This is a genomic window from Mucilaginibacter sp. PAMB04168 (assembly GCF_039634365.2).
In the GTDB taxonomy this organism is placed as follows: domain Bacteria; phylum Bacteroidota; class Bacteroidia; order Sphingobacteriales; family Sphingobacteriaceae; genus Mucilaginibacter.
On sequence record NZ_CP155079.2, the window covers coordinates 1,157,431 to 1,182,389 of the forward strand.

General features: G+C 42.3%; 22 protein-coding genes and 1 tRNA gene. 16 read left to right on the top strand and 7 right to left on the bottom strand.

The features are described from left to right. Position 1: 1 nt before the first annotated feature. Entirely contained in the window at positions 2-781 is a 780-nt protein-coding gene (locus tag ABDD94_RS04950; RefSeq protein ID WP_345954929.1) for a sialate O-acetylesterase, read from the top strand. Between the two features lie 181 nt (positions 782-962). Here the strand turns inward: ABDD94_RS04950 and ABDD94_RS04955 are convergent. After that, positions 963-1,053 (bottom strand) — tRNA-Ser (locus ABDD94_RS04955). 276 nt (positions 1,054-1,329) lie between these two features. Here ABDD94_RS04955 and ABDD94_RS04960 point away from each other — a divergent pair. Further along, on the top strand, positions 1,330-2,301 hold the full coding sequence (locus tag ABDD94_RS04960) for a polyprenyl synthetase family protein (protein WP_345954930.1): 972 nt from the start codon (positions 1,330-1,332) through the stop codon (positions 2,299-2,301). 116 nt (positions 2,302-2,417) lie between these two features. On the opposite strand, the gene ABDD94_RS04965 is transcribed toward ABDD94_RS04960, so the two are convergent. Beyond that, positions 2,418-3,758, bottom strand: a complete 1,341-nt coding sequence (locus tag ABDD94_RS04965; RefSeq protein ID WP_345954931.1) for a Gfo/Idh/MocA family oxidoreductase — start codon at positions 3,756-3,758, stop codon at positions 2,418-2,420. A gap of 189 nt (positions 3,759-3,947) precedes the next feature. Here ABDD94_RS04965 and ABDD94_RS04970 point away from each other — a divergent pair, with 189 nt between their 5' ends. Beyond that, positions 3,948-4,652 (top strand): ATP-binding cassette domain-containing protein, encoded by a 705-nt coding sequence (locus tag ABDD94_RS04970; protein ID WP_345954932.1) that lies wholly within the window; start codon positions 3,948-3,950, stop codon positions 4,650-4,652. A 68-nt stretch (positions 4,653-4,720) separates the two neighbouring features. On the opposite strand, the gene ABDD94_RS04975 is transcribed toward ABDD94_RS04970, so the two are convergent. Next, a complete protein-coding gene (locus tag ABDD94_RS04975) occupies positions 4,721-5,194 on the bottom strand; it encodes a hypothetical protein (RefSeq protein ID WP_345948636.1) in 474 nt (157 codons plus the stop codon). A gap of 151 nt (positions 5,195-5,345) precedes the next feature. On the opposite strand from ABDD94_RS04975, the gene ABDD94_RS04980 reads away from it, so the two are divergent. The 6 genes from ABDD94_RS04980 to ABDD94_RS05005 all read left to right on the top strand — a co-directional run bounded on the left by ABDD94_RS04980 (position 5,346) and on the right by ABDD94_RS05005 (position 11,775). Beyond that, complete coding sequence (locus ABDD94_RS04980; RefSeq protein WP_345948635.1) at positions 5,346-5,891, top strand: hypothetical protein; 546 nt, start codon at positions 5,346-5,348, stop codon at positions 5,889-5,891. A 108-nt stretch (positions 5,892-5,999) separates the two neighbouring features. Beyond that, positions 6,000-6,533, top strand: coding sequence for a hypothetical protein (locus tag ABDD94_RS04985; RefSeq protein WP_345954933.1), 534 nt, complete (start codon positions 6,000-6,002; stop codon positions 6,531-6,533). A gap of 131 nt (positions 6,534-6,664) precedes the next feature. Further along, the gene (gldG, locus tag ABDD94_RS04990; RefSeq protein ID WP_345954934.1) at positions 6,665-9,061 is read left to right on the top strand and encodes a gliding motility-associated ABC transporter substrate-binding protein GldG; all 2,397 of its coding nucleotides are present in this window, start codon (positions 6,665-6,667) and stop codon (positions 9,059-9,061) included. 33 nt (positions 9,062-9,094) lie between these two features. Then, complete coding sequence (gene dnaN, locus ABDD94_RS04995) at positions 9,095-10,219, top strand: DNA polymerase III subunit beta (protein ID WP_345948632.1); 1,125 nt, start codon at positions 9,095-9,097, stop codon at positions 10,217-10,219. A 104-nt stretch (positions 10,220-10,323) separates the two neighbouring features. Further along, the gene (locus ABDD94_RS05000; protein WP_345954935.1) at positions 10,324-11,013 is read left to right on the top strand and encodes a DUF4397 domain-containing protein; all 690 of its coding nucleotides are present in this window, start codon (positions 10,324-10,326) and stop codon (positions 11,011-11,013) included. Positions 11,014-11,025: 12 nt separating this feature from the next. Continuing rightward, positions 11,026-11,775, top strand: coding sequence for a DUF4397 domain-containing protein (locus tag ABDD94_RS05005; protein ID WP_345954936.1), 750 nt, complete (start codon positions 11,026-11,028; stop codon positions 11,773-11,775). Between the two features lie 22 nt (positions 11,776-11,797). Here ABDD94_RS05005 and mltG read toward each other — a convergent pair whose 3' ends face one another. Then, entirely contained in the window at positions 11,798-12,835 is a 1,038-nt protein-coding gene (mltG, locus tag ABDD94_RS05010; RefSeq protein ID WP_345954937.1) for an endolytic transglycosylase MltG, read from the bottom strand. 171 nt (positions 12,836-13,006) lie between these two features. On the opposite strand from mltG, the gene ABDD94_RS05015 reads away from it, so the two are divergent. Then, positions 13,007-13,657 carry a DedA family protein gene (locus ABDD94_RS05015; protein WP_345948628.1) on the top strand — a complete coding sequence of 217 codons (651 nt, stop codon included), beginning with the start codon at positions 13,007-13,009 and terminating at the stop codon, positions 13,655-13,657. Here ABDD94_RS05015 and ABDD94_RS05020 read toward each other — a convergent pair. Continuing rightward, positions 13,625-14,533 (bottom strand): zinc dependent phospholipase C family protein, encoded by a 909-nt coding sequence (locus tag ABDD94_RS05020; RefSeq protein ID WP_345954938.1) that lies wholly within the window; start codon positions 14,531-14,533, stop codon positions 13,625-13,627. The two genes, ABDD94_RS05015 and ABDD94_RS05020, sit on opposite strands and share 33 nt — an antisense overlap. 281 nt (positions 14,534-14,814) lie before the next feature. On the opposite strand from ABDD94_RS05020, the gene ABDD94_RS05025 reads away from it, so the two are divergent. The 5 genes from ABDD94_RS05025 to ABDD94_RS05045 all read left to right on the top strand — a co-directional run bounded on the left by ABDD94_RS05025 (position 14,815) and on the right by ABDD94_RS05045 (position 18,792). Further along, complete coding sequence (locus ABDD94_RS05025) at positions 14,815-15,510, top strand: DUF4397 domain-containing protein (protein WP_345954939.1); 696 nt, start codon at positions 14,815-14,817, stop codon at positions 15,508-15,510. A 142-nt stretch (positions 15,511-15,652) separates the two neighbouring features. Continuing rightward, entirely contained in the window at positions 15,653-15,907 is a 255-nt protein-coding gene (rpsT, locus tag ABDD94_RS05030) for a 30S ribosomal protein S20 (protein ID WP_345948625.1), read from the top strand. 84 nt (positions 15,908-15,991) lie between these two features. After that, positions 15,992-16,690, top strand: coding sequence for a DNA repair protein RadC (gene radC / locus ABDD94_RS05035; RefSeq protein WP_345948624.1), 699 nt, complete (start codon positions 15,992-15,994; stop codon positions 16,688-16,690). Between the two features lie 171 nt (positions 16,691-16,861). Then, positions 16,862-17,953 carry an ATP-binding protein gene (locus ABDD94_RS05040; RefSeq protein WP_345954940.1) on the top strand — a complete coding sequence of 364 codons (1,092 nt, stop codon included), beginning with the start codon at positions 16,862-16,864 and terminating at the stop codon, positions 17,951-17,953. Between the two features lie 179 nt (positions 17,954-18,132). Further along, on the top strand, positions 18,133-18,792 hold the full coding sequence (locus ABDD94_RS05045; protein WP_345954941.1) for a hypothetical protein: 660 nt from the start codon (positions 18,133-18,135) through the stop codon (positions 18,790-18,792). Positions 18,793-18,859: 67 nt separating this feature from the next. Here ABDD94_RS05045 and ABDD94_RS05050 read toward each other — a convergent pair whose 3' ends face one another. Next, positions 18,860-22,336, bottom strand: coding sequence for a PAS domain-containing protein (locus ABDD94_RS05050; RefSeq protein WP_345954942.1), 3,477 nt, complete (start codon positions 22,334-22,336; stop codon positions 18,860-18,862). Between the two features lie 251 nt (positions 22,337-22,587). Further along, entirely contained in the window at positions 22,588-24,234 is a 1,647-nt protein-coding gene (gene pgi, locus ABDD94_RS05055) for a glucose-6-phosphate isomerase (protein WP_345954943.1), read from the bottom strand. A 259-nt stretch (positions 24,235-24,493) separates the two neighbouring features. Between pgi and ABDD94_RS05060 the strand changes: the two genes are divergently transcribed. Further along, the gene (locus ABDD94_RS05060; protein ID WP_345948619.1) at positions 24,494-24,931 is read left to right on the top strand and encodes a hypothetical protein; all 438 of its coding nucleotides are present in this window, start codon (positions 24,494-24,496) and stop codon (positions 24,929-24,931) included. Positions 24,932-24,959: the final 28 nt, after the last annotated feature.

Sequence of the window (24,959 nt, forward strand, 5' to 3'; positions counted from 1 at the left end):
CATGAAAAGAATCACACTAATCTCTACCGTCATTTTATTTGCCAGCTTATCATTTGCGATTGGTCAGGTGTCAGCAACAAAATCTATGGAAATATACCTGCTTATGGGACAGTCTAACATGGCTGGCCGAGGACCGATAACCGAGGAACAAAAAAATGAGGGTAACGATAATGTGTTTGTACTTAACCAAGACATGAAGTGGGTGCTAGCCAGGCATCCACTTCACTTTGATAAACCTAGTGTAGCCGGTGTGGGGCCTGGATTAACTTTTGGCATCCAAATGGCAAAGGCTCATCACGGCGTAAAAATTGGCTTAGTGCCTTGTGCAGTAGGAGGTACCCCAATTGAACATTGGATACCGGGAGCTTATGATGCGGCCACCAAAACGCATCCTTATGATGATGCCGTAGCTCGTATAAAGGAAGCAATGAAGTATGGCGTAGTAAAGGGCGTAATATGGCATCAGGGTGAATCTAATTCGAGTGTTGATAAGGCCAGCCTATATTTACAGCAAATTGCGGAATTAATATTCCGTATCCGCGACTTAGTCGGCAACCCAAATCTTCCCTTTGTAGCAGGTCAAATAGGTGAGTTTCACAAAAATGCTGAATTTTTCAACGCGCAGATTGTTAAACTTCCACAGACTGTAAAAGGTACGGCCGTTGTAACAACAGAAAGCTTAGCCCATAAGGGTGATCACCTACATTTTGATCGCCGGTCTGCACAAGAATTGGGAAGGCGCTATGCAAATAAGTTTATAGCTTTGGAAAATAACAAATAAGCTTTATCCAAGCAGAAGTATTCGTCTCAGCTAATAATGGAATTTCAGATATTGGTTGTTATTGGTTTTAGCGAAGAACTAAAACTTCCAATAATGCTGTTGTAGTATACCTAAGTTCTACGTACTTCGCTTAGAGTGTACCGTATAAACAAAAAAACCGCTCTTTGGCGGTTTTTTTGTTTGGCGGAGAGGGAGGGATTCGAACCCTCGATACGCTTTTGACGTATACACACTTTCCAGGCGTGCTCTTTCGACCACTCAGACACCTCTCCCTAAAAAGGTTTGCAAATGTATAATAATCGGGCTGTAAACGCAATAAAAAAGCGAAGCCTTATAAAAGGCTCCGCTAGCAAAACTTCAACTAAATATAACCCTATGCACACCTGCAACCTTCAGGCAAACACATTAGTATGACTGCTCTCTATATCATTGGTTTAATGTGTCTCAAAATAACGTTGTTTAAACAGTTTCCTGAAAATAATTTTGCCTATGTTTGCGCCGGTATGCCCCAATGGCATGTGTAGTACAAACAGGTTGCTAAGTTTTCAATGCTGAACCTTAAAGAGATTAAAAAGCCTATTGCTGCCGAGATTGATGTTTTTGAGGAAAAGTTCAAGGCATCGATGCAAAGCTCTGTTCCGTTGCTTGATCGCATTACGCATTACATAGTAAAGCGAAAGGGTAAGCAGATTAGGCCCATGTTTGTATTTTTTGCAGCCAAGCTATGTGGAGGTATTAACGAAGCCACCTATCGCGGCGCCGCCCTGGTCGAACTGGTTCACACTGCGTCGCTAGTGCACGATGATGTGGTAGATAACTCTTACCAGCGCAGGGGCTTTTTTTCCATTAACGCTTTATGGAAAAACAAAATAGCCGTTTTAGTAGGTGATTATTTGCTTACTAAGGGCATGCTGCTTTCCTTGGATAATAACGACTTCGACTTGCTTAAAATTCTCTCTAATGCGGTTAAGCAAATGAGCGAGGGCGAATTGTTGCAGGTAGAAAAAGCACGAAAAACCAATACTGATGAAAGTGTTTATTACGAAGTGATTCGCCAGAAAACAGCGTCATTGATTGCCTCTTGCTGTGCTTGCGGTGCTGCATCTGCCGGCGCCGATGCAGAGACGATCGAGAAAATGCGTCTTTTTGGTGAAAAGATTGGTATTGCATTTCAAATTAAGGATGATATGTTTGATTTTGGTACCGATGATGTAGGTAAACCTCTGGGTATTGATATCAAAGAAAAGAAAATAACTCTTCCGCTCATTTATGCGCTTAATAACGGTCCCAAAGCCGAGCGCAAGCGCATCATCAGTTTGGTAAAGAACCATAGAGATGATCCGGAAAAGATTGCGCAAATCATCAAATTTGTACAAGAAACCGGCGGATTGACTTATGCCGAAAGCCAAATGCAAAAATATCAAAATGAGGCATTCGACATTCTGAATACCTTTGAGCCAGGCGAGGCACGTACAGGTTTAGAGCAGTTAGTAAGGTATACTACCGAGCGTAATAAATAGTTTTGAGAGCCAAAATGCAAGAGCAAGAAAACAAGTGTTTTCTGCTCTGTTCGCTTAAAATTTTATGAGATCCTGGCTCTGTCTCTTAGTTTTTCTCTCTCGCTTCTAAATAAATATCAGCTTTCCTTCGGCGCATTAGCCTCATTACGAAAAGTATCTATCGTTGTAATATTTTCCAGTTTAACCGGTTTGCCGCTACGGGCCGATTCATAAATGGCTTCCATTATTTTATGGTCCTGAAGGCCTTCCTCACCAGGTGTGTAGGGTTCTTTGTTTTCCATAATGCATTGGGCAAAGTGGTCCATTTCCAGAGCAAACTGCTGCTTTTCGCCTACAATAATATTTTGCTTAATCTCCTGCGTACCCTGCGCTTGCGAGGCTTCAATTTTTAAGCCATTATAGTTAAAGGCAGGGTCCATGCCAAACCAACCACCGTTATCGGCATAGCAGCGGTAATGCTTGGAGTCGTGCACACTGTAGGCAGCCGTATTATTGGCGATAGTGCCGCTTGGGAAATACATTTGCCACATTATTTTATCTTCCACTTCTTTAAAGCGCGGATCGTTGGCATCGGTATGCATCATAGCTGATACCTGGTAAGGTTCCTCTCCTGTTAAATAACGGTTGGTATTAATGCAATACAAGCCAATGTCGGGTAATGAACCGCCGCCGGCAAGCGCCTTCTTTAAGCGCCACTGATTAGGGTCGCCGATGTTTTGCACGTTTACGGAGTTGATAACCTTTACCTTGCCAAAGTGCTTCTCGCGTACCCACTGCATCATCAGCTTATTATGTGGTTCGTATTGAATGCGGTAGGCAATCATTAACTTTTTGCCGGCTTTTTTACAGGCTTCAATCATGTTTTGTGCCTGCTTGCTCGAGTTAGCCATTGGCTTTTCGCAAAGTACGTGCTTACCCGCCTTTGCAGCTCTTACAGTAAATTCTTCATGCATACTATTAGGCAATACAATGTATACGGCATCTATCTCGGGATTATTTTTTATCTCATCAAAGTTTTGATAGTTGTATACATTTTTTTCGGGGATGCCGTGTTGTGCGGCTACTTTTTTGGCTTTAGCCGCATCGGCGCTTACCAATGCAACCGGCTTAGCGTATTTACAGGAACCAAAAGCCGGCATAATCTGTCCCATGGTTAGTTCGCCTATGCCTACAATAGCATAACCAATACGTTCTTTTGGGGGTAGCATGGTAGCGCCGCTTTCCTGCTTACGCTCGGTAGGGGCATGCTGACTGGGTACATCAACTCTTATGGTATCTGCTAAAGCTTTGCGGGTGCCGGCGCCACTCATATTTTGTGCCTCAGCAGTGCATGAGGCCAGCTCGCCAATAACAGTAGCTGCAACAAGGCCTTTACCGGCCGTCTCTAAAAATTCGCGGCGGTTACAACCGGCATCAATGCCGGTTAAAGACTGCATAAGTTGGTTAATGCTTTTCATTATAGCAATGGATATTTACTATTGGTTATTAATATTGCTTTAATCACAAATTGAGTAGGGGCTTTGTTTGGATTGGATTATTTTTAGGATGGTATAATTAAGGTATTCAAACTTTAAGCGCAGGTACCCTGTTAGTAATGTTTCGGTGTATGCTTTGATTATAGGGTATGCTTATTAATTTTACCGTCTATGAGTATTTTTGTTGAGGGATTAACCAAGCTTTATGGTGAGCAAAAAGCAGTTGATGGTATAAGCTTTACGGCAATGCCCGGAGTACTTGGGTTTTTAGGTCCTAACGGAGCCGGCAAGTCAACTACCATGAAGATGCTAACAGGCTTTATACCGCAAACATCGGGCAAAGCCAGTGTATGCGGGTTTGATACGGCTACCCAATCTATAGAGGTAAAGCGTTGTATTGGCTACCTACCCGAGAGCAATCCTCTATATACGGATATGTATGTTAAGGAGGCATTAGGCTTTGTTGCTGATATTCATCAATTGAATGAATCGTCCAGGCGTATTGCACAAGTAATTGAGCAAACCGGGTTAGGCCCTGAGCAGCATAAAAAGATTGGTCAGTTATCAAAAGGCTACCGGCAACGGGTAGGCCTTGCCCAAGCGCTTCTGCATGATCCTGAAGTTTTAATTTTGGACGAACCCACCTCGGGTTTGGACCCTAACCAACTCATTGGCATCAGGCAGCTGATCAGAGATTTAGGTGCAACCAAAACCGTAATCTTGTCAACGCATATTATGCAGGAGGTGGAGGCCACCTGCAGCAAAGTTGTAATTATTAAAAAAGGCAAAATTGTGGCCGATGATAGCCTGCCCGGCTTAAAGGAAAAGCACAGTGGTAAGAGCCTCGAAGATATATTTATCAGTTTAACCAATTAACAGAAAATTGGTAAAGAACTATAAAGAAAAAGGCGGTTATCAACCACCTTTTTCTTTATACGTATATTTTATTTGAATGTAAAACGGAGACCTAGTCCGAAGCGTGCAGCTTCAAAGCCGGAGCCATGATTAAGCTGAGCCATTGGGCGCCAATCGAAGTTTAAGGCAATTGGTGCTTTAGGAATTTTGTAATCTAAACCAACCATAGGGCGTAACATAACTACAGTGTAGTTTTCATAGTAGCCATCTACAAAGGCAAACTGAGGGCCTAAGCCTACATACCATTTCAATTCACGTGCTTCGGCAAAGGATTGATGATACTGATAGTAGCCACCCAGCCATACTGTATTGTCACTAAACAACAAGTCGGCTTGTACGGCATCTTTACCGGTAAAAAAGTGCTTGTAAGTGGGGCCAACCAACGTGGAGCCGTCTCCAAAATCAATTCCCAAACCTAAGCTGTTTTTGTAGCTAGATTGTGCAAAGCTTTGCGCCGTTGATAGTCCAAGTGCTACTGCGGCTAAGAGAAAAATTTTTTTCATAATGTGTAGTGTAAGATTGAAATTTGGTTTCAATTAGCAAAATCTATACCACAAGCTCCTCACTTATTTAAATATTGATGACAATAGCTCATTAGCCATTTATGATAATATTTCTAAATTTGCCCCCCATTTAACACTATACATTATCATCATGAAAAAACTATTAATGGTTGCTATTACAGCAGCCGGTTTATTAACCAGTGCATTCGCACAAACTAAATCAGCTTCAACAAGCGGTCCTAAATTAAGCATTGGTCTTGACTTTGGTGTTCCGACCGGAAACTTTGCCAACGGTACTAGCATAGGCTTTGGTGGTAGTGGTAAGGCTGAAATACCGGTTGCATCAGCATTCAACTTTACGGTTACTGCAGGTTATATTAGCTATTATTACGAAAAGCCTTATAAAGATGCCTTGAAAGCTTTAGGTGCTGATACTTACTTAGGCTTTGTTCCGGTAAAGGTAGGTGGTAAGTACTTCTTCTCGCCAAATGTTTATGGAGAGGCAGAAGTAGGTGCACGTATTGGTACTAACATGAGCACCGGCACTGCATTTTTATATGCACCGGGTTTAGGCGTTTCTTTCCCCGTTAGTGATAAGCATGATATTGACTTTGGCGCTCGGTACGAAGGCTGGTCAAAAGACGGTGGCAACATCGGTCAGGTAGCTTTCCGTATTGCATACAAATTTGGCTTATAAGTAATATAATGCTAGAGAAAAGGCCCGGCTGCAAATAAGTAGCCGGGTCTTTTGTTTTAAACAGATATGTGTTTAATTTGACCACTTATTTCCAGAGATAAACTTTACATGAAAAATTATTATTTCCTGCTGGCTTTGCTGCTTTTTAAAGGCATGCCGGCCGCAGCCCAGGAACGCGCCAACACTATGGCGCTAAGTATAGGGCCCGAACTTAATATTGCCCAACGCAGCGCTTACAATATAGGTTATGGTGTTTCGGCTAAGTTTGAATTACCTGTGCTGGCCAAGGTAAATCTGGTACTTACGGGTGCGTACAATCGCTTCAGCTATAAAAGTTTTCTGATAGGAAGCGCCATTAAACCTGGGGCCGACAGCTACATTCCCTTAAAAGGCGGTTTTAAATACTACCTCGACCCTCGCTTTTACATCGAGCTTGAACTGGGAACCATTATTGCCAACAATACAAGCACTAACTTTAATGGCAGCGGAAACCTATTCACGTATTCTTTAGGTACCGGTTTACTGATTCCGGTAGGAAGCAGTAAAAGCAATTTACTTGACTTGGGCCTGCGATACGAAGACTGGTCTAAAAATCGTTTGCAGCAATTTGCCATAAGGGCAGCTTATCGTTTTGGTTTTTAGAGTGGTAAGTAAAAGTATGCCGTGTTGCATTCAATTGTAAATATCTATTAATAAGTACGTTGTGTTTTCAGAGTGATACAGTTGGCTTTTTAGCAAACAACTTTAGGCGCTAAGCTATTTTATATTCATATATGTTCAGCATCCTCAAAAAAGAAATTAGCTCATACCTTAGTTCGCTGGTGGCTTATGTTACCATAGGCGTGTTTTTGCTGGTGCTGGGCTTGTTGCTGTGGGTATTCCCCGAGTCGAGCATTTTAGAGTATGGATATGCCAGCCTGGAAAATCTTTTCAGCACTGCACCCTATCTCTTCATGTTTTTAATTCCGGCCATTACCATGCGGTCATTAGCTGAGGAGCGCCGCGAGGGTACGCTGGAACTGCTGGCCACGCGCCCGTTAACCGATTGGCAAATTGTGCTGGGTAAATATTGGGCTTGCCTGTTGTTAGTTGTGTTTGCCCTGTTGCCTACGTTAATGTATGTATATTCGGTATCGGTGCTTGGCAATCCACAAGGCAATCTGGATACCGGTGCTGTAATAGGTTCATACATCGGTTTGTTTTTGCTGGGGGCGGCGTTTGTGGCTATAGGGTTGTTTGCATCCTCAATTAGCAAAAACCAGATTATTGCTTTTACTATAGCTGTTTTTTTAAGCTACTTCTTTTACAGCGGCTTTAATTCGTTAAGCGGACTATTGTCCTTACAAAATACTAACATACAAAACGCTGGTATAGCTGCACATTTTGATGCGGTGGGGCGGGGTGTTTTGAGCTCCGGCGATCTGATATACTTCATTATCCTATCGGGCATATTTTTAGGTTTAACCTTACTGGTAATAGCCATGCAAAGGCAAAAGCCGTTAAAATATACGGCTGTACCAATATTAGCAGCAGTGTTGCTGGTGTTGGGCATACTATCGCAATTTATTTATACTCGTATCGATTTTACTGCCGATAAACGTTTCACTTTATCAGATGTGAGCCGTAACATAATGGGCAATTTAAAGCAGCCTCTTCATGTAAAGGTTTACTTGCAGGACAAAGAGTTGCCTGGTGGCATGCGCCGCCTGCAACAGGCTACGCGCGATATGTTGAACGATTTACGGGCCTATAGTCATAATGGTTTTACGTATGAATTTGTAAATCCGCTTGAGGGATTAAACCAGCAGGAACAGGAGCAAACTATGCAGGATTTGCAGGCTCAGGGTGTTGAGGCCACCAACCTTAGTGTAAAAACAGACAATGGCGTATCGCAAAAGATTATTTTTCCGGCTGCTTCGGTTGGTTCGGGCAACAGGCAGGTAGGGGTAAAGCTGCTGCAAACACGCATTGGCCTATCGCCGGATGAAGTGCTGAACAACTCTATACAAAACCTGGAATACGCTTTTACATCGGCCATTAAAAAGGCAACTAGCGGTGGGCGTCCGCGTATTGGATTTACCGACGGGCACGGGGAGTTGAACGATATGCAGCTCAATGATGCTTTGAAAACGTTATCGGATGGATTTGAAGTTGGCCGGGTTAATTTACAGAGCATTCCGTTTAACAACCTTAAATTGCTTAAACTGCTGGTGGTGCCCAAGCCTCAAAAGTCTTTCACAGAAGTGGAAAAGTTTAAGCTGGACCAATACCTGATGCAGGGCGGCCGCATTTTATGGGCTATTGACCAGGTAAGTGCCGAGTTAGACAGTATGCGCGGACATGGAGGCGAGCAACTGGCATTCAACAAACAGCTTAATCTGGATGATCAGTTGTTTCGTTACGGTGTACGTATTAACTATGACCTAATTGCCGACTTAAACTGCGCACAAATACCTGTAAGTACCGGTAATGTAGGTGGGCAGGCACAAATACAAATGCTGCCCTGGCTCTTTTACCCGGTGTTTATGCCGCTGGCAAAGCACCCGGTTGTTAAAAACCTGGAAGGGATACGCAGTGAGTTTGCCAGCACCATTGATTTATTGCCGGTTAAAGGCCAAAAGCAAACAGTGTTGCTAAGTTCATCACCTTACAACCAAAAAATTACTACTCCGCATGCCTTATCGTTACAGGCTTTGGAGCAAGAGCCAAATCCGCGCGATTTTCAAAGTGTGCCCAAGGTAACCGGTGTGTTGCTGGAAGGAAGTTTTGCGTCTAACTATACTAACCGGCCAGTGCCGGAAGGCGTAACGGAAAGTATCACCGTTTTAAACACCAGCAAGCAGGCCAAAATGATAGTATTGAGCGATGGCGATATTTTCAAGAACCAAATAGGTAGCGATGGTTCACCTTTTCCATTGGGTTTTGATCGTTATAGTCAGCAAACATTTGGCAATAAAAACTTGCTCCTGAATATAGCAGATTACATGACCGATGACTCGGGCTTAATCAGCTTACGTAATAAGGAAATTAAATTGCGGTTGCTAAACCGTGCCCGGCTACGTAACGAGAAAATTTACTGGCAGGTTGTGAATACAGTGGTGCCGTTGGCTGCTGTGTTGATATTTGCAATTTTTCAACATTATTACCGCAAGCGTAAGTATGCTCATTAAATTTTATACTTTTGGGTTGATTAAAATTGTTGTATGAGATTCATTGTTTCGACATTAACATTACTGAAGCAATTGCAGGCTGTAAGCGGTGCTTTAAGCAACAGTACCGTGTTGCCTATACTGGAAAACTTTTTATTTGAGATAAAAGACGGCAACTTAACCATATCGGCCACCGATTTGCAAACCAGCATGACCACGTCATTATCGGTTGAAGCTAAAGAGAATGGTCGTATTGCAATTCCATCGCGTATTTTACTGGATACGTTAAAATCACTGCCGGAGCAACCTATTGCTTTTTCGGTTGATGATAAAACCTTTGCCATTGAAATAAGTGCCGGCGACGGTAAGTATAAGCTGAGCGGCGAAAATGGTGAGGATTTTCCTAAAATTCCGGTGGTTGAAAACGCTTCATCAGTTAACCTGCCTGCTTCTGTACTGGCCGAAGCTATCAATAAAACCATATTTGCCGTAAGCAACGATGAGTTGCGCCCGGCCATGACGGGTGTTTATTGCCAGCTGTCAACCCAGTACTTAACCTTCGTATCTACAGACGCGCACAAACTGGTGCGTTACCGCCGTAAAGATGCGCAGGCTGCGACCAACACTTCGTTTATATTGCCTAAAAAGGCTTTAAATCTGCTAAAGTCTGCCCTCCCGTCTGATGATGTGAACGTATCGGTAGAGTATAATAATACCAGCGCTTTCTTTAAGTTTGGTAACATTAACCTGGTTTGCCGCTTAATTGACGAGCGTTACCCCGACTATGAAGCCGTTATACCGCAAAGCAATCCTAACAAAATGACTATTGACCGTCAGGCGTTTTTGGGTTCATTGCAGCGTGTGGCCATTTACGCTAACAAAACTACTCACCAGGTGCGTTTAAAAGTTAGCGGCAGCGAGTTAAACATATCATCAGAAGATATTGATTTTGCCAACGAGGCACATGAGCGTTTAAGTTGCCAATATGAGGGTGAGGATCTTGAAATTGGATTCAACGCCCGCTTTTTGATCGAAATGCTTAAAAACCTGAGCAGTGAAGAGGTTGCTTTACACATGTCGACCCCTAACCGTGCCGGCTTATTACTGCCGCAGGGTGGTGATGAGAATGAGGATGTGTTGATGCTGGTTATGCCGGTAATGCTTAATAGCTATGCTTAAGTTGTAAACTTAAATTATAAATCCAAAATGAAAGTCCGGTTATACAACCGGACTTTTTAGTTAAGCCTATATAACAAACTTTAAAAAAAGCAGTTATAAAATAAATGATCAGGAGGTTATATTTTATCGGTGCTCTTACAGTATTAACACTGGCATTAGCGGCCTCATGCGTAAAAAACGATCCGGTTGTGCCTTTACAAGCAACTGTTAACGTAAATGTAATTAATGCTATAAGCGATAGTGTTATTGTAAACTATTACCTGAACGGTACACGCATGAGCAGCTTAACGGGTATTTTTCCGCTGGCAAGCAGTGGTAACACTTTACTGCCAAGGGGTAACCAGGTAATTACTATAAAGCGCTTGTACAATAACCGGCAAATAGATGCGCCTGATACACTTTTCACTTTTCCTGTACGGTTGGATTCGATTGGCAGCTCGCAACGCTACTCGTTGTTTTTGGGTGGTGTTAGTCGCAATACGGCCTTTAAGATAATTGATACGTTAGAGAGTGATCCCGCCAACGCTAAGTTAAAGTTTGTTGTAGCGTCGCCAGCGGCGCCGGCATTGAAGGTTTATTTGAATGACACTTTAAGGTTTACAACTACTACATTTAAATCAGTTAGTAAATTTATACCGGTAGGTAACGGAAAAAAGGAAATCAAGATATTTACTCCTACCGGTATCGACCCATTATACAAGGGCACTGTTACACTTAATGTTAGCAACTCGTATACTTTATTTAGTTCGGGCAGTGGCAAAGGTTTCAGGGCGGGTTTGCTCACCAACAGATAGCACTTGATGGCGATGTTTAAAAGTAAAAATATATTCTACAGCGTATTTGCGCTAAACCTGCTGGTTTTAGTTTTGCCTTTGTTGTCCTCTTGTGGAAAGAGTGACACGGTTAACCCAACCGGTTTAAATGTGCAGTTGCAGGTAGTTAATTTAAGTCCCAATTCATTTCCAATCGAATTGAATATTAACAACCAGCGGGTAAACTCTTATTACCGTTATAATGCAACGCCGTCGTACTTTTATTTAACTAATACTACGCAGCCTTTGCAGATACGTTCAACCAGGGTTGGCGATACTGTCTCCATCTTTAGCCGAGACACCATTCAATATCAGCCTAACACCCGTTACTCCTTGTTTTTTATGGGCTTATACGGCGACCCTGAGTACAAATTACGCTCGCTGGTAACTGCAGACGATACTGAACCACTGCCTGAAATTGGCAAAGGTGGAAAGGTGCGATTTATCAACGGGTCGCCACGCAGTGGTACCGGTTTTGATATTTGGGCCAATGGGGCCCCTGTTATCAAAAATGCTGCATTTGGTAAAGTGTCCAACTACGTGGTCCTCCCACCTGGAAATTATACCTTCAGGGCATATGCAACCAATACATCAAATAATAGCCTGGGCGAAATAGCAAACATTACTATACAGGACGGTAGGCTATACACATTATACTCACGCGGTATAATAGGTCGTGCACTTACTGATACGGCTGCATTTGGTATGGCGCTGGTACCTAATAATCCTACAATTATAAGATAGTACCGAAGTTAGAGGCTAACGTTTATTTACGCTCTTGCTTCAACCAAGCTTGATAGGCAGCTTTTCCGCGTTCAAATTCTGCAGCAGTTGAATAAAATCTATGAGACTTGTCTTTTTTCTCCACATTTAAAACGTAATAAAAATAGCTTGTGGTGGCAGGATAAAGTGCGGCTTTAATGGAGCTTTCAGAAACCGACGCAATAGGGCCGGGGGGAAGCCCGGCAAACTTTCTGGTATTGTACGGAGAATTTGACTCCAAGTCGCTTTTGTTAATTATCCCATCCCAACGATTTTCCATCTTTGCTATATAAACAGCAGTCTGATCTATCCCAAGCGGCATTCCTTTTTTAAGGCGATTATAGATTACTGAAGCTACCATAGGTCGCTCCTCGTTCAATCGCGATTCTGTTTCGATAAGAGAAGCAATGGTGATTATCTGGTGGGGTGTCAGTTTCAATTTGATGGCGCGAGCTGTGTACTCCGGCTTCCAAACCTTTTTAAACTCCCCAACCATTTTCTTAATGATAGCTAGAGTAGTAACAGAGCGTGGGAAATCATAAGTGTTTGGATACATATAACCTTCAAGGTTTTTAGCTTTCGGGGCTATATCCTTAATGAGTGAAACATCCTCCATAAGTTTCAATGCAGCATTTTCGCCTGCCTGTTGATTTTGAGAGAACTTCCCGGCTATTCTTTTAGCAATATCAAAGCGAGTAAAACCTTCCGGAATAGTTAATTTTATATTTCGAAGCCTTCCATTTTTCAGTTCTCTCAGTACTTCAAGCGGGGTAATTGGTGAATCGAATTGATATTCACCCGCCTGCATCTCATTGCCGGTACCAGTAAATTTCAGATATATTTTCAGCGGTGTTTGGGCAGAAAGAATTCCTTCGGAGGTAAGTTTATTGAGTATCTGACCGGGCGATGAGCCATGTGGTATTTTTATATACTGGTTATTCTTATGGTGTGCATGCGGAGCATTCAGAGATTTATGAATCCAGTACGAAAAAACAATGATTCCAAGAATCACTATAACACTAAGAATCTTTAAAACTTTCATTGAATGAACCTCAATTCGATTACCAACCGTGTATTATTATCGGCTCTAAGATAGGATAAGTGACTTAAAATCCAAGGTTTCTACTATTACCTGCTCTCGCGTGGACCTTTCTTCTATTTATGAGATAGCTTCTCATCTTAATATTGCTATTTTTGCTTCAAACTTTGAGCTTTGGAGATTATAAAAGACCTGATAGATTTTATTTTGCACATTGATAAGCATTTGGTGCAAATTACCAGCCAGTACCAGGCCTGGACCTACCTTATCCTTTTCGTAATTATATTTGCCGAAACCGGCTTTGTGGTAACCCCATTTTTGCCGGGCGACTCGTTGCTGTTTGCAGCTGGTGCATTGATTGCCACTGGTAACTCAGGTTTGGATATTTTCCTGCTCACCATCATCTTAATTGTGGCAGCATTTTTAGGTAATACGGTTAATTATCAGCTAGGCCAGTTTTTAGGCGTAAGGGTATTTAAGCCCGAAAACAAGGTGCTCAAGCTGGACTATTATCTTAAAACTAAGGCGTTTTTTGACAAGCATGGCGGCAAGGCTGTTATTTTTAGCCGCTTTATGCCTATTATACGTACCATAGCCCCTTTTGTGGCTGGTGTTGGCCGCATGCCTTTTGGTCGTTACAGCTTATATAACATTGTAGGCGGCGTTGCCTGGATTGTTACCTTCCTCTTTTTGGGATATTTGCTGGGTAATGTGCCTTTCTTCAAAAAGAATTTTTCGTTGATTGCTTTGGGTATCGTAGCCGTATCATTACTGCCGCCAATATGGGCGGCCTTACGGAGCAGGTTTACTCGCACTGCTGCTTAAAGGCGGCGCTGGTACCGGTTTGTTTACTAAACCAAGGTCTGGTAACTTTGTAATCTTGCCGATTTTATACAGGGCAACTTCATGGGCCAATCTTTGCTTGATAACGAGATTAGGTACTGAGTCTATGAGTTTGTAGAGATCAGGCTGGCCGGCGTCAACCCATGCCGAATACCAGTAGCTGCCTATATTAAGCACAGCCACCCGCATACGGCGCTGTACCATCCCCTTAAGCAGTGCATGGTAGGCGCGGCAGTAAGCGGCCGAATAATCTTTCACCTTCCGTTTACCTCTCTGTACTATCTCATACTTTTTATTGGCCGGAAAAGTCTTTTCTAACTGGCGCTGTAAGCGTAATACAGAGTCGACGCTTTTGTAAGAGCTGCGGCACAGAATAAAGGCTTGCCAAAGTGGGTTTTCCAGGTACCGGGCTTTACCAACATAGTAATAATAGCTGTCGCCGAATTGTTCGGGCAGGCGGCTTTCCCATAACGAGTGTATGCCCTCCTGGTGGGTAAGCTGCCCATCGTGATTTTGCGTTGTATGTAGCGGCACACAGGCATCGGCTACATAATGACCCAAATAGGCAGAGTAATGTAATATAGCACTGGTGTCTTTATTCTTAAAGGCATCAACCAGGCGGTAATAATTGTGCTGAATGGTCCAGGGTAGGGTGCCATACTTATATAAGGTATCGGCTGTGTATTTCTGTATAGCATCATTCCACTTTTGTGGTACAGTGTGAAAAGGGTCTTTCCCAAAATGATCGGCGTCAAAATAGTGTCGGGGTATTTCAGTCGAGTCAACATACCGGCGCTTATCGGCACTGGTGGCATGTTCGGTTATGTAAGTGATGTTAGCCTCATAAAAACTGCTCATACCTTTGGGTAAGGTAAAAACAGCTAGCCGGTTAATGCGATAATGTGCATAAAAGCCCCATGATGCGCACATAAAAACGAGTAGAACCGCTGCAAAAAATCGCACAAAGATTTTCAATTGTTAAGGCGCTGCTTTTAAAGGAATTAAATGCCTAAAGGTCGTTAAGATGCTATTTAAGCAGCAAGTTACAAAAAAACAATATACTACCACTTTAAGTTTTACGTATATATACAAGCACTATATGGCTCTTGAGCCTGTTTATTTTTACTTAAATTTCATCTATGAAAAGATTTCCTACTGCTTTAAAGCAAACGCTACGTTATGCATTTGTTGGTTTATTGGGCCTGTCGTTGCTATCATCATGTAAAAAAGACGATCCGTATGATTTTAAGGATACGATAACTGCAGATGTAAACCTGATTAACGCCAGTCCGGATGCCACCGCAGCCCGCCTATATGTTGATGATGTTTTACGTACACCTAATGGTGTAAATTATGGCGATGCTTCTGGCTATAATAAAAGCTTTCTGGGCGATCAGGACGTGGAAATTAGATCGGTGTCGGGAGAGGCTGTATTAGCCAGCACCCACGGGCAATTCGATGCTTATGCTAGCTACACTTATTTTTTGGTTGGGCAAAATAGCAGCCTTGGGCTGGTTATAGTAACCGATGATTTAGCCGCACCAAGTGCTGGCAAAGCTAAAATACGTTTTGTAAATGCTGCGCCTAATGCGAGCAACGCAACACTGAATAACGGTAGTACCGTACTAGTAGGTCCGCAAAATTTTAGAGGCATTGCACCATCAACCGAAGTTGCCGCTGGTAGTTACACGTTAACTGTTGCAAGTGGCCTTGTGCGTTCTGCAACAACAACAGTTAATCTGGAAAGCGGAAAAATTTACACCGTTTATGCTAAAGGTTTGATCGGCACTGCTGGTGCTTCGGCATTTGGTGTAGGTGTATTTGTGAATAAGTAATACGTTAACCGGCTTTCAGTCAGTATATAGGCTTTTCTGGATATTAAACGGCTCTGTGAAAAAAAAATTAAATGACGCTTGATAGTTTTATTTTTTTGAAATATATTTGCAGTCCGAAAAATAATAAGACAATTAGCTAAAAATGGCAAATCATAAATCAGCAATTAAAAGAATCAGAGCTAACGCTGCGAAGCGTCTGCGCAACAGATACCAAGCTAAAACTACCAGAAATGCTATCAAGAAATTAAGAGGCTCTACTACAAAAGCTGAGGCAGCGCCTTTATTAACGACAGTAATTTCTATGCTTGACCGTTTAGCTAAGAAAAACGTTATTCACAAAAACAAAGCATCTAACAATAAGTCAAAACTGACTAAATTTGTTAACGGCTTACAATAATATTCATTTTTGTAATTAAAAAAGGGCTGCATTTATGATGCGGCCCTTTTTTGTTTTAAATTATTTTTTGAATAGCTTACAGCCGTGGATACATATGAAACTAAAATAAGTATAAAGGCATGGGCAGAGGAAGACCGACCGCGTGAAAAACTAAACAGCCAGGGCAGGCGGGCCCTTAGCGATGCCGAACTGATTGCCATACTAATTGGTTCGGGCAGCCGTACCGAATCGGCCGTGGAGTTGAGCAAGCGCATTTTACACCACTACGATAACGATCTGCAAAAACTGGGTAAAGTTTCGGTAAGCGAGTTATCTAAATTTAAAGGCATTGGCGAGGCTAAAGCTATTTCTATAATTGCAGCCCTCGAATTGGGCCGCCGCCGGGATGACACCGAGGTGAAAGTGCCCGAAACTATTAACGGCAGCCGTAGTGTATACCAGGTAATGCGCCGCCACCTGGTAGATCTTAACCATGAAGAGTTTTGGATCTTGCTGCTTAGTCGGAGTTGCAAAATCATAGGCAAAGAACTTATCAGTAAAGGCGGCCTTTCGGGTACTGTGGCCGATCCCAAGATCATTTTCAGCATAGCTTTGCAGCATCAGGCATCGTCTATTATCATGGCGCATAATCATCCGTCGGGCAACCTGAAACCCAGCCAGCAGGATATAGATTTAACAAAAAAAATTCATCAGGCAGGCCGCATTCTTGATATTGGCGTACTAGACCATTTGATTATTACCGATGGGGGATATTTTAGCTTTGCCGATGAAGGTTTATTGTAAAGTATATAACTCTTTCGGGTAAATATATATTCTTGTGTAACAATGTATTCTACCAACGGTGAGATATGCACAAATCTCGTTTTCGTTTGTTATCGTATGTTAATATCTTATAAGTTAAAAACTGACTCCTTCATGAAGTTTGGGGCTAGTGCTTTAAGTAATAAACAAATTATGCAAGTTACGGAACAAGAAGTTTTTATACAGGTTGGAGAATTGTCAAAGGACGTTTATTTTATATACGATATTGCCCGGAAAGAATTTAATTACATTAGCCCGGCCTTTTCAGCGGTTTGGGGTATTGGTGCGGCTAAGGCCGTTAAAAATCCGTTGGTGATGTTAAATGTGGTGCATGACGAAGATCGCGAGCATGTTTTGAATTGTTTAAATGATTTTAAAAATACGCTTAAAGAAACGCAATTCACCTTTAGAATTAATTACGACGACGAAGCTTTTAAACATCTATGCGTAAGTCTTTACCCCATTAAAGAGCAGGGTGGGTTAACATGTGTTGCCGGCATAGCTGAAGACATCACTATAACACAGCAAAACATCTTTTATACAGAAAAGATTAACGCACGCAAAAATTCAACATTGGAGATACTTGCGCATGATTTAAAAGGGCCGCTCGGCACTATAAGCATGATGGCTTCTTCCATTAAACGGGAGGCGCAGCTCGATTTAAAAGATAAAGAGCGAATACTACAGGCTGCAATGTTCATACAGGATATGTGTGCCCGCAATATTGCTCTGATACGCAGCCTCGTTAACCAGGAGTTTCTGGAATCGGCAGAGGTGATGCTGCGTAAGGAAAGGGCCGACCTGGTTTGGGAAATACGCGATGTGATACGTAACTACCAGAGCGCAGAGCAGCATCTGGCTAAGCGGTTTATACTTACAAGTCGGCATGAAAAGTTGTTTATACAATTGGATAGTCTGAAATTTATGCAGGTTATCAATAATCTTATATCAAACGCCATTAAATTTACACCAGATAATGGTAATATTGAGGTGAGTATTGAAGACAATGCCGACAGTGTGTTAGTTACTATTGCAGACAATGGGATTGGTATACCCAGCCATTTGCAACCCTACTTATTCGATAAATTTACACGAGCCCGCAGACCCGGTTTGCGTGGCGAAGAACCGGTTGGTTTAGGTATGTCTATCATCAAAACCATTGTTGAACTGCACGGCGGCGATATAACTTTTGATAGTGAAGAAGACAAGGGCAGTCGTTTTTATGTAAAAATACCCAAAAAATAGATTTGCGCTAAACGCATTTTTTTTGTCTTAAAAGACAACTTTTTTCGTATGGTTTACGTAAAAAGACCAAAGTGATAGCGTATAGATACGTTCTTTGCTGATTTAACTACCTGATTTTTTAGCTGCTACATTAAACTATTACTCTTTTTTTCCATCTTGTATTCATAGTTATAAGTTGTATGTCAGTTATTTTTTTGGAAGATAAAATGCGTAAAGTAGCTGAACAGGAAAGCCGGGTTCGGAAAAGTGTTTTCAGGCATTGGGAGGCTGAGCGCAAGCGCATGGCCGACGTGTTGCAGGAAGATATTGCACAGCTGGTTGCTATTGCCAAGATAAAGCTATCTGAGAGTAACGCGGTTGATGTAGACAATTGCCTGGCTATGGCTTTAAAGCAACTGAACCGGTTGTCGTTTGAGATGAAGCCACAGATACTCGAGCATTTTGGATTAGCCGCCGCTTTACAAGAACTGATTGCCCATAACGTTAGCGCTGCAGCCGATTACAGCATTACGCATGTGACCGAACTGCCCGAAGATATGGACCCGTTAATGGAGGCAGCGATTTTCAGGCTAATACAAGATGTGCTGGGTAACTTACTATCACTTAAATTGCGCGCCCTGAATTTTGAAATCAACCGTGAGGACGAATGCATTGCTATTAAAAGTCTGATTACTGTTGATTCGTTCAACGGCGAAGCATCATCCAGGCTAACTGAGCAGGCGCTCACGAAAAATATTGTACATATAATGTATTTGTTTGATGCTGAAGCTACTTTCCTCTTCCACAACGATTATAAGGTCGAAATGACCATACATCTTAACGAAAAACATTTACACTAACATTAAAGAAAGTGTGTTAAAGTCAGATGTAAAGAAAGACAACAACTACAGCTCCGCGCAAATTTCTTTACGCTAAGGGCAAGCTGAAGTAAAATGTTGAACCTATACCTACCTGGCTATCTACCCAAATTAGACCATCGTGCCGCTGTATAATTTCGGCGCACAGGTAAAGGCCAATACCAAAGCCTGATATGGTTTGTGTGTGCTTACTATCAACTCTGTAATAGCGTTCAAAAAGCTTTTCGGTATCCTCAGGCCTTATACCCATCCCCTCATCTTTTACGCCTACACGTATATTGTTATCTATTACAAGGCAGTTTACTTCAATAGTTTTGCCTTTAGGTGAGTATTTCACTGCGTTGCTAAGCAAATTCGAAATTACAGATCCAATTTTGTCCCGATCTGCATTTATTGTAACTTCCTCACAAGGCAATAAAATTATTTGATGACTATGAACCGTTAACCTGTTCTCATCAACTATCTCTTTTACCAGTTCATCAAGTCTGAAAGGTGCTTTGTCCAGATGTATTTTGCCGGCTTCTAATCGTGATACGTTTAGAAACCCATTGATAAGTGTTCCCATCTTTTTTACCTGCACATTTACCTTATCAAGGGCATTTGCGGTGAAAGCATCATCAGCCTTGGTTGCCCTGGCATGCAGCATTTGCACGTAAGCGCTGAGTGAGGTAAGCGGTGTTTTCAATTCATGGCTTACCATGCCAATAAAATCGTTTTTGCGTACCTCGTCCTGCTTTTGTTCGGTAATATCCATCAGCACTCCCGAAAAGTAAGCCGACTTGCCTTGCGTGTTCTGGTTTAATTTTCCGGCAGCCCGTACCCAGCGTAGCTTTTGATCGTGATAGCCAATTACAGGGTGTTCTACATGATAACTATCGCCACGGCTTATTGCCCTGTTAACGGAAGTTTCCACGTAGTGGCGATATTCATCAGGTATTTGCTCAATTATTGTGTGGTAGTTAATGGCATCGTTGGCATAAAAGCCCAGAAGTTCTTTGCATCTGGCCGATGCAGTGAACTCATTGGTTTCTATATTCATATGCCAGGTGCCTACCTTAGCTGCTTCTACCGAAAAGCGTAGCATTTCCTCGGTTTGCTCTACCTTTTTACGGGTCAGTACCTGTTCTGTAACAATATTAGCTACCAATACAATGCTGGTAGTTTTGCCTTCCTCGTCCTTAAGCGGGTGATATACAAAGTTGGTATATACTTCTTCTATTACGCCTTTATGCTCAAGTAGCGCTTTTACCTCGTTACCATAATAAGGTTCGCCGGTTGTATATACGTTGTCAAGTATGTTTAAAAAGTCCTGTCCCTGTAGTTCAGGTAACGCTTCGCTTAACGGCATGCCAATAACCTCGCTGGTTTTGCCCCAGGCCTCCAGCACTTTATTGTTGGCGGCTTCTATAATTAAATCTTTTCCGGTTAGAAGTGATATGGCAATAGGTGCATCGGCAAGCATATAACGTAAACGCGCTTCGCTTTCTGCCAGCCTGCTTACAATCTCTTTTAAACTATCACGTGTGGCAGCTAATTCTTCATTGGTCGACAACAGCTCTTCATTAGCCGAAGCCAGTTCTTCATTGGTCGACATCAGTTCTTCATTCAGGTTTTGCTGCTCAACGTAGCTTCTTTCGAGTAGCTGCCTGGTTTGTACCTTATCGGTTATGTCTTCAGCGGCAACAATAATTCCGGTTACATTGCCCTGGTTGTCAAATATTGGGTCGTAGTAAAAGCTTACATACTTTTGCACAGACTTATCGCCAATTTGCAGGTAAAATACTTCTTCTTCTTGCCCGTAACCTTTTCCCGTTTCATAAACCTGCTTCAAAAGATTAGGGAACGGCTGCCCTTCAAGTTCTGGCAGTACTTCCAGCAGGGTGCGGCCTGTAACTTCATCGATGGTTTTGCTCCATAAATTCACCAGTTGCTGGTTAGCAATTTCAATAAGCCAATCCCGGCCATGCAGTATCATCAGCGCGTAATGGGCCGACATAACCATGTTGCGCAGATTGTTTTCGCTTTCTTCGATCCGTTGGCGTGCTACTACCTGCTCAGTAACATCAACCGCTGATTGTATTACTCCGGTAACTTCACCTTTCTCTAACAATGGTTTATAAAGTATATTAAAGTAACCCGTGCCCTGCTCGCCATTTCGGTTCAATAATACGGCTTGCTCGTAACCTGTCCATTCTTTGCCATTCTGGTAAGTTTGCTCAAGGCGTTCAATGATTGCCTGCCCGGCTAATTCAGGCATAGCATCAAATAAGTTTTTGCCAATTATGGAGTTATCTTTGTCAATTAACAGCAGCATAGGCGGATTAACAACCTCTAACCGCATATTCGGCCCGCGGGTCACCATTGTTGGAACGGGGCTTTGCTCTATCAGGCTCCTGAAACGTGCTTCACTCTCCGCTAAATCTTTAGTGCGGCTTAATACACGCTCTTCTAATTCTGAATTTAACGCAGCCAGATGAATCTGCGATAAATGCAGTTCATCATTAGTGGCGCTGAGCTCTTCGTTGGTTGTAGCCAGCTCTTCATTCAAAATCTGCTCACGCTGCAGTGCGCCGCTTTGCTCATAAGCAAACCCGTTATTTAAAATAGTGCCCACATATATGGCCACTGAAGCTAAAAAGTGCTGGTAATCACTATCCAGTTTTTTACGGGGAGACAGGCCCATAACCAGGTAACCCGTAATTTTAGCTTCATCACGACTGATTGGCGCAATTAACGCCTCGCGGCAGGGCTCGCCCCAAATGCTTTGAACAGCGTGAGGCAGGTATTTATCCAGGTCGGGTATGTGTTCAACATTGCCAGAACCGTTACTGTGAGGCCAGCTTACACTTAACCCGTCATTTTCTGCAATTCCGCCGCTTGCAACTAATTGAGGCTGAGTGTTTTTGTTTTCGGTTGAGAATAGCAGGTAAAATGGAATGTCTTCCTGGCAATTATCTAAGATGTTTTCAACATCTGCAACGGCCTCCATAAGGCTATGCGACTGATTAAGCTGGTTTTGCAAACGCTGCAAATGTTTATTACGCCGTTCATTGATTACCTTGTAAGTAGTTTCAATTACAGCATTAAATACGCCGCCAATTGTACCGTCAGTCGCCATAATAGGCGATAGGCTGTAATCGAAATAGCATTCCTCGGTATAGCCATAGCGGTGCATGAGTAGTAAAGCATCTGGCTGGCGTATAGATTCGCCTTTGGTTAATACACTTTTAAACTGTGCGTCCAGGCCGTCCCATATTTCAGGCCAAACCACAGCCCCTGGCTTTCCGAGTGCCCATGGGTGCTTATCGCCGGGTATGGTGCTCCATGCATCGTTGTATAGTAATATAAAGTCGCTACCCCAGTAAATAGCAATAGGGAAGCCCGAATTAAGACTGATGCTAACAGCCGCCTTTAAGCTTTCGGGCCAGGTATCGGGTGTACTTAAAACAGATACTGACCAATCAGTGGTGCGGATCAGTTCGCCCATTTGGCCTCCGCCCAGCAAAAATGAAGGTATGTTTAACACAAGTTAGTTGATGTAATTAATAAAACAGCTAAAACATAGTACACACAATTCAATTACAAACACCCGAAAATAAAAAATGTTGCATGGGGTTTTAAAACAAAAAAGGGTAACATTTTAACGAGGCAAAGCATTTAGTGGCTATCATTTAATCAACGTATGAAAAAAAATTGCCTTAGAATCAATCTGATTGTCTCATAAAAAAAGTCATTTCATGTACTCACAAAATGACTTTTTTTTTAAACATTAACTGACTAACGCCATTCCTTGTACTGGTTAATCAAACCATTGGTTGAGGCATCATGAGTGTTTACTTCATCGGCTGTACGCAACTCAGGCAGTATTTTGCCTGCCAGTTGTTTGCCCAGTTCCACGCCCCATTGGTCAAAGCTATAGATATTCCAGATGATGCCTTGCACAAAAATTTTATGCTCGTACATGGCAATCAATGAGCCTAAAGCCCTCGGTGTGATTTTTTTAAGCAGAATTGAGTTAGTAGGGCGATTGCCTTCAAAAACTTTAAAGGGAGCGAGCTTTTCAATTTCGTTTTCGCTTTTGCCGGCCGCTTTTAACTCGGCTACCACTTCGTCATAGGTTTTGCCATTCATTAATGCTTCGGTCTGGGCAAAAAAGTTAGACAGTAACAACGTATGGTGTTCGCCTACCGGGTTATGGGTTTGTGCAGGTGCAATAAAATCGCACGGTATCAATTTAGTGCCCTGGTGTATCAGCTGGTAAAATGCATGCTGCCCGTTAGTACCCGGTTCACCCCATATGATAGGGCCGGTTTGATAATCAACCACCTCGCCGTTACGGTCTACATACTTGCCGTTGCTTTCCATATCGCCTTGTTGAAAATACGCAGCAAAACGATGCATGTATTGGTCATATGGTAAAATGGCCTGGCTTTCGGCACCGAAAAAGTTATTGTACCAAACGCCTAGTAAAGCGGCAATTACCGGTATGTTCTGCTCAAATTCGGTAGACTTAAAGTGGTTATCCATAGCATGAGCACCGCCTAATAAAGCTTCAAAGTTGTCGAACCCTATACCTAAAGCTATAGAAAGGCCAATGGCACTCCATAAAGAGTAACGACCGCCAACCCAATCCCAAAAGCCAAACATGTTTTGTGTGTCAATACCAAATTTTTCAACAGCCGCAGCATTGGTTGACAGGGCTGCAAAGTGTTTCGCAATATCTGCCTCGCTGGCGCCATGGTCTAAAAACCACTGGCGGGCCGTATTGGCATTAGCCATAGTCTCCTGCGTGGTAAACGTTTTAGAAGCGATCAGGAAAAGTGTCGTCTCGGGGTTAAGCGTCTTTAGTGTTTCGGTAATGTGCGTACCATCAACGTTTGATACGAAGTGCAGATTTAAACGTGTTTTGTAAGCTTTTAAAGCCTCAGTTACCATTACAGGTCCCAGGTCAGATCCACCAATGCCAATGTTTACAACATCGGTAATTTGCTGGCCGGTATAGCCTTTCCAGGTGCCGTCAATTACTTGCTGGCTAAAGGCTTTCATGTGTTGTAACACAGCGTTTACGTCGGGCATTACATCGCTGCCTTCTACCAAAATTGGTGTATTGCTTTGATTGCGTAAAGCAATATGCAATACCGGGCGCTGCTCGGTTGCATTGATCACTTCTCCGGCAAACATAGCATCAATTGCATCATTTACTCTACACTCTTTTGCTAACTGTATTAACAACGCTATACACTTATCGTCTATACGGTTTTTCGAGTAGTCAAACAGCATGTCTTCAAAGTAGATAGAAAACTTCTTAAATCGCTGTGTGTCAGACGAAAATAGCTCTTTAACATCAGTGGCCTCTAGGTCCTCAAAATGGTCGGTAAGGTACTTAAAGGCCTGGGTGGTGGTAAAATCAATGTTTGGCAACATAATTGATAGATTGTTTAAGCCAAAAGTAAGCTTTAAAGTTTGCTTTAACCAACCAAATAGTTTTTAATAATAAGGTACTTAACGTTTAAAATACACACTAATCTTAGTGTTTTAAGTACACTTTTTAATTAAGATTTTTTTAATTTTTTTCGATAAAAATTTTGATAATTAAAATATTTATTTATTATATTTGTTTAGTTCATAACCTAAGTGCCGAAACGTCATCATATTATTAATCTGCTTAAAAACATTATTTGCCATGTTTGAAAAACTTTTTTTGCTTGTTAAGAATAACGCCGGGGCGGCTGTTATCAACAATCCGGTAATTCCTGCCGGTTCACGCGAAGCTGTGATAAACGAAGCTTCAAGTTCAATTATCGAGGTTTTAAAAAACCAGATGGAAAATGGACGCATTGGTGACCTGATTAAATATTTTCAGTTTTCGGGTACCTACAATGAGTCATTAGTTACCAGCATTATTAATAAGTTTGCAAACAGGCTAAACAAATTTTACAGCATTGATATGCCATCTGCACAAGCGGCAGCTCATTCACTTATACCAACAGTGATGAGGCAACTGGTGCAACAATCAAAAACTCAGCAAACCAAAGAGTTTGCTTTGGGCAATATGCTGTCTCAGCTAAATGGTAACCGTGCCGATTTAAGCGGCCTGGTTAACCAACTGATGATTGCTTAAGCTTATTTGCAGATTTAAATAATAGAAA

What these genes read in the sequence shown, in the direction of transcription:
- ABDD94_RS05040 (WP_345954940.1), top strand. Translation starts at nt 16,862, where the DNA reads ATGCAAGTTACGGAACAAGAAGTTTTTATACAGGTTGGAGAATTGTCA.
- ABDD94_RS04970 (WP_345954932.1), top strand. Translation starts at nt 3,948, where the DNA reads ATGAGTATTTTTGTTGAGGGATTAACCAAGCTTTATGGTGAGCAAAAA.
- pgi (WP_345954943.1), bottom strand. Translation starts at nt 24,234, where the DNA reads ATGTTGCCAAACATTGATTTTACCACCACCCAGGCCTTTAAGTACCTT.
- rpsT (WP_345948625.1), top strand. Translation starts at nt 15,653, where the DNA reads ATGGCAAATCATAAATCAGCAATTAAAAGAATCAGAGCTAACGCTGCG.
- ABDD94_RS04965 (WP_345954931.1), bottom strand. Translation starts at nt 3,758, where the DNA reads ATGAAAAGCATTAACCAACTTATGCAGTCTTTAACCGGCATTGATGCC.
- ABDD94_RS04960 (WP_345954930.1), top strand. Translation starts at nt 1,330, where the DNA reads ATGCTGAACCTTAAAGAGATTAAAAAGCCTATTGCTGCCGAGATTGAT.
- mltG (WP_345954937.1), bottom strand. Translation starts at nt 12,835, where the DNA reads ATGAAAGTTTTAAAGATTCTTAGTGTTATAGTGATTCTTGGAATCATT.
- ABDD94_RS05020 (WP_345954938.1), bottom strand. Translation starts at nt 14,533, where the DNA reads ATGAGCAGTTTTTATGAGGCTAACATCACTTACATAACCGAACATGCC.
- gldG (WP_345954934.1), top strand. Translation starts at nt 6,665, where the DNA reads ATGTTCAGCATCCTCAAAAAAGAAATTAGCTCATACCTTAGTTCGCTG.
- ABDD94_RS05045 (WP_345954941.1), top strand. Translation starts at nt 18,133, where the DNA reads ATGTCAGTTATTTTTTTGGAAGATAAAATGCGTAAAGTAGCTGAACAG.
- ABDD94_RS04985 (WP_345954933.1), top strand. Translation starts at nt 6,000, where the DNA reads ATGAAAAATTATTATTTCCTGCTGGCTTTGCTGCTTTTTAAAGGCATG.
- ABDD94_RS05025 (WP_345954939.1), top strand. Translation starts at nt 14,815, where the DNA reads ATGAAAAGATTTCCTACTGCTTTAAAGCAAACGCTACGTTATGCATTT.
- ABDD94_RS04975 (WP_345948636.1), bottom strand. Translation starts at nt 5,194, where the DNA reads ATGAAAAAAATTTTTCTCTTAGCCGCAGTAGCACTTGGACTATCAACG.
- ABDD94_RS05005 (WP_345954936.1), top strand. Translation starts at nt 11,026, where the DNA reads ATGTTTAAAAGTAAAAATATATTCTACAGCGTATTTGCGCTAAACCTG.
- ABDD94_RS04980 (WP_345948635.1), top strand. Translation starts at nt 5,346, where the DNA reads ATGAAAAAACTATTAATGGTTGCTATTACAGCAGCCGGTTTATTAACC.
- ABDD94_RS05000 (WP_345954935.1), top strand. Translation starts at nt 10,324, where the DNA reads ATGATCAGGAGGTTATATTTTATCGGTGCTCTTACAGTATTAACACTG.
- ABDD94_RS05060 (WP_345948619.1), top strand. Translation starts at nt 24,494, where the DNA reads ATGTTTGAAAAACTTTTTTTGCTTGTTAAGAATAACGCCGGGGCGGCT.
- dnaN (WP_345948632.1), top strand. Translation starts at nt 9,095, where the DNA reads ATGAGATTCATTGTTTCGACATTAACATTACTGAAGCAATTGCAGGCT.
- ABDD94_RS04950 (WP_345954929.1), top strand. Translation starts at nt 2, where the DNA reads ATGAAAAGAATCACACTAATCTCTACCGTCATTTTATTTGCCAGCTTA.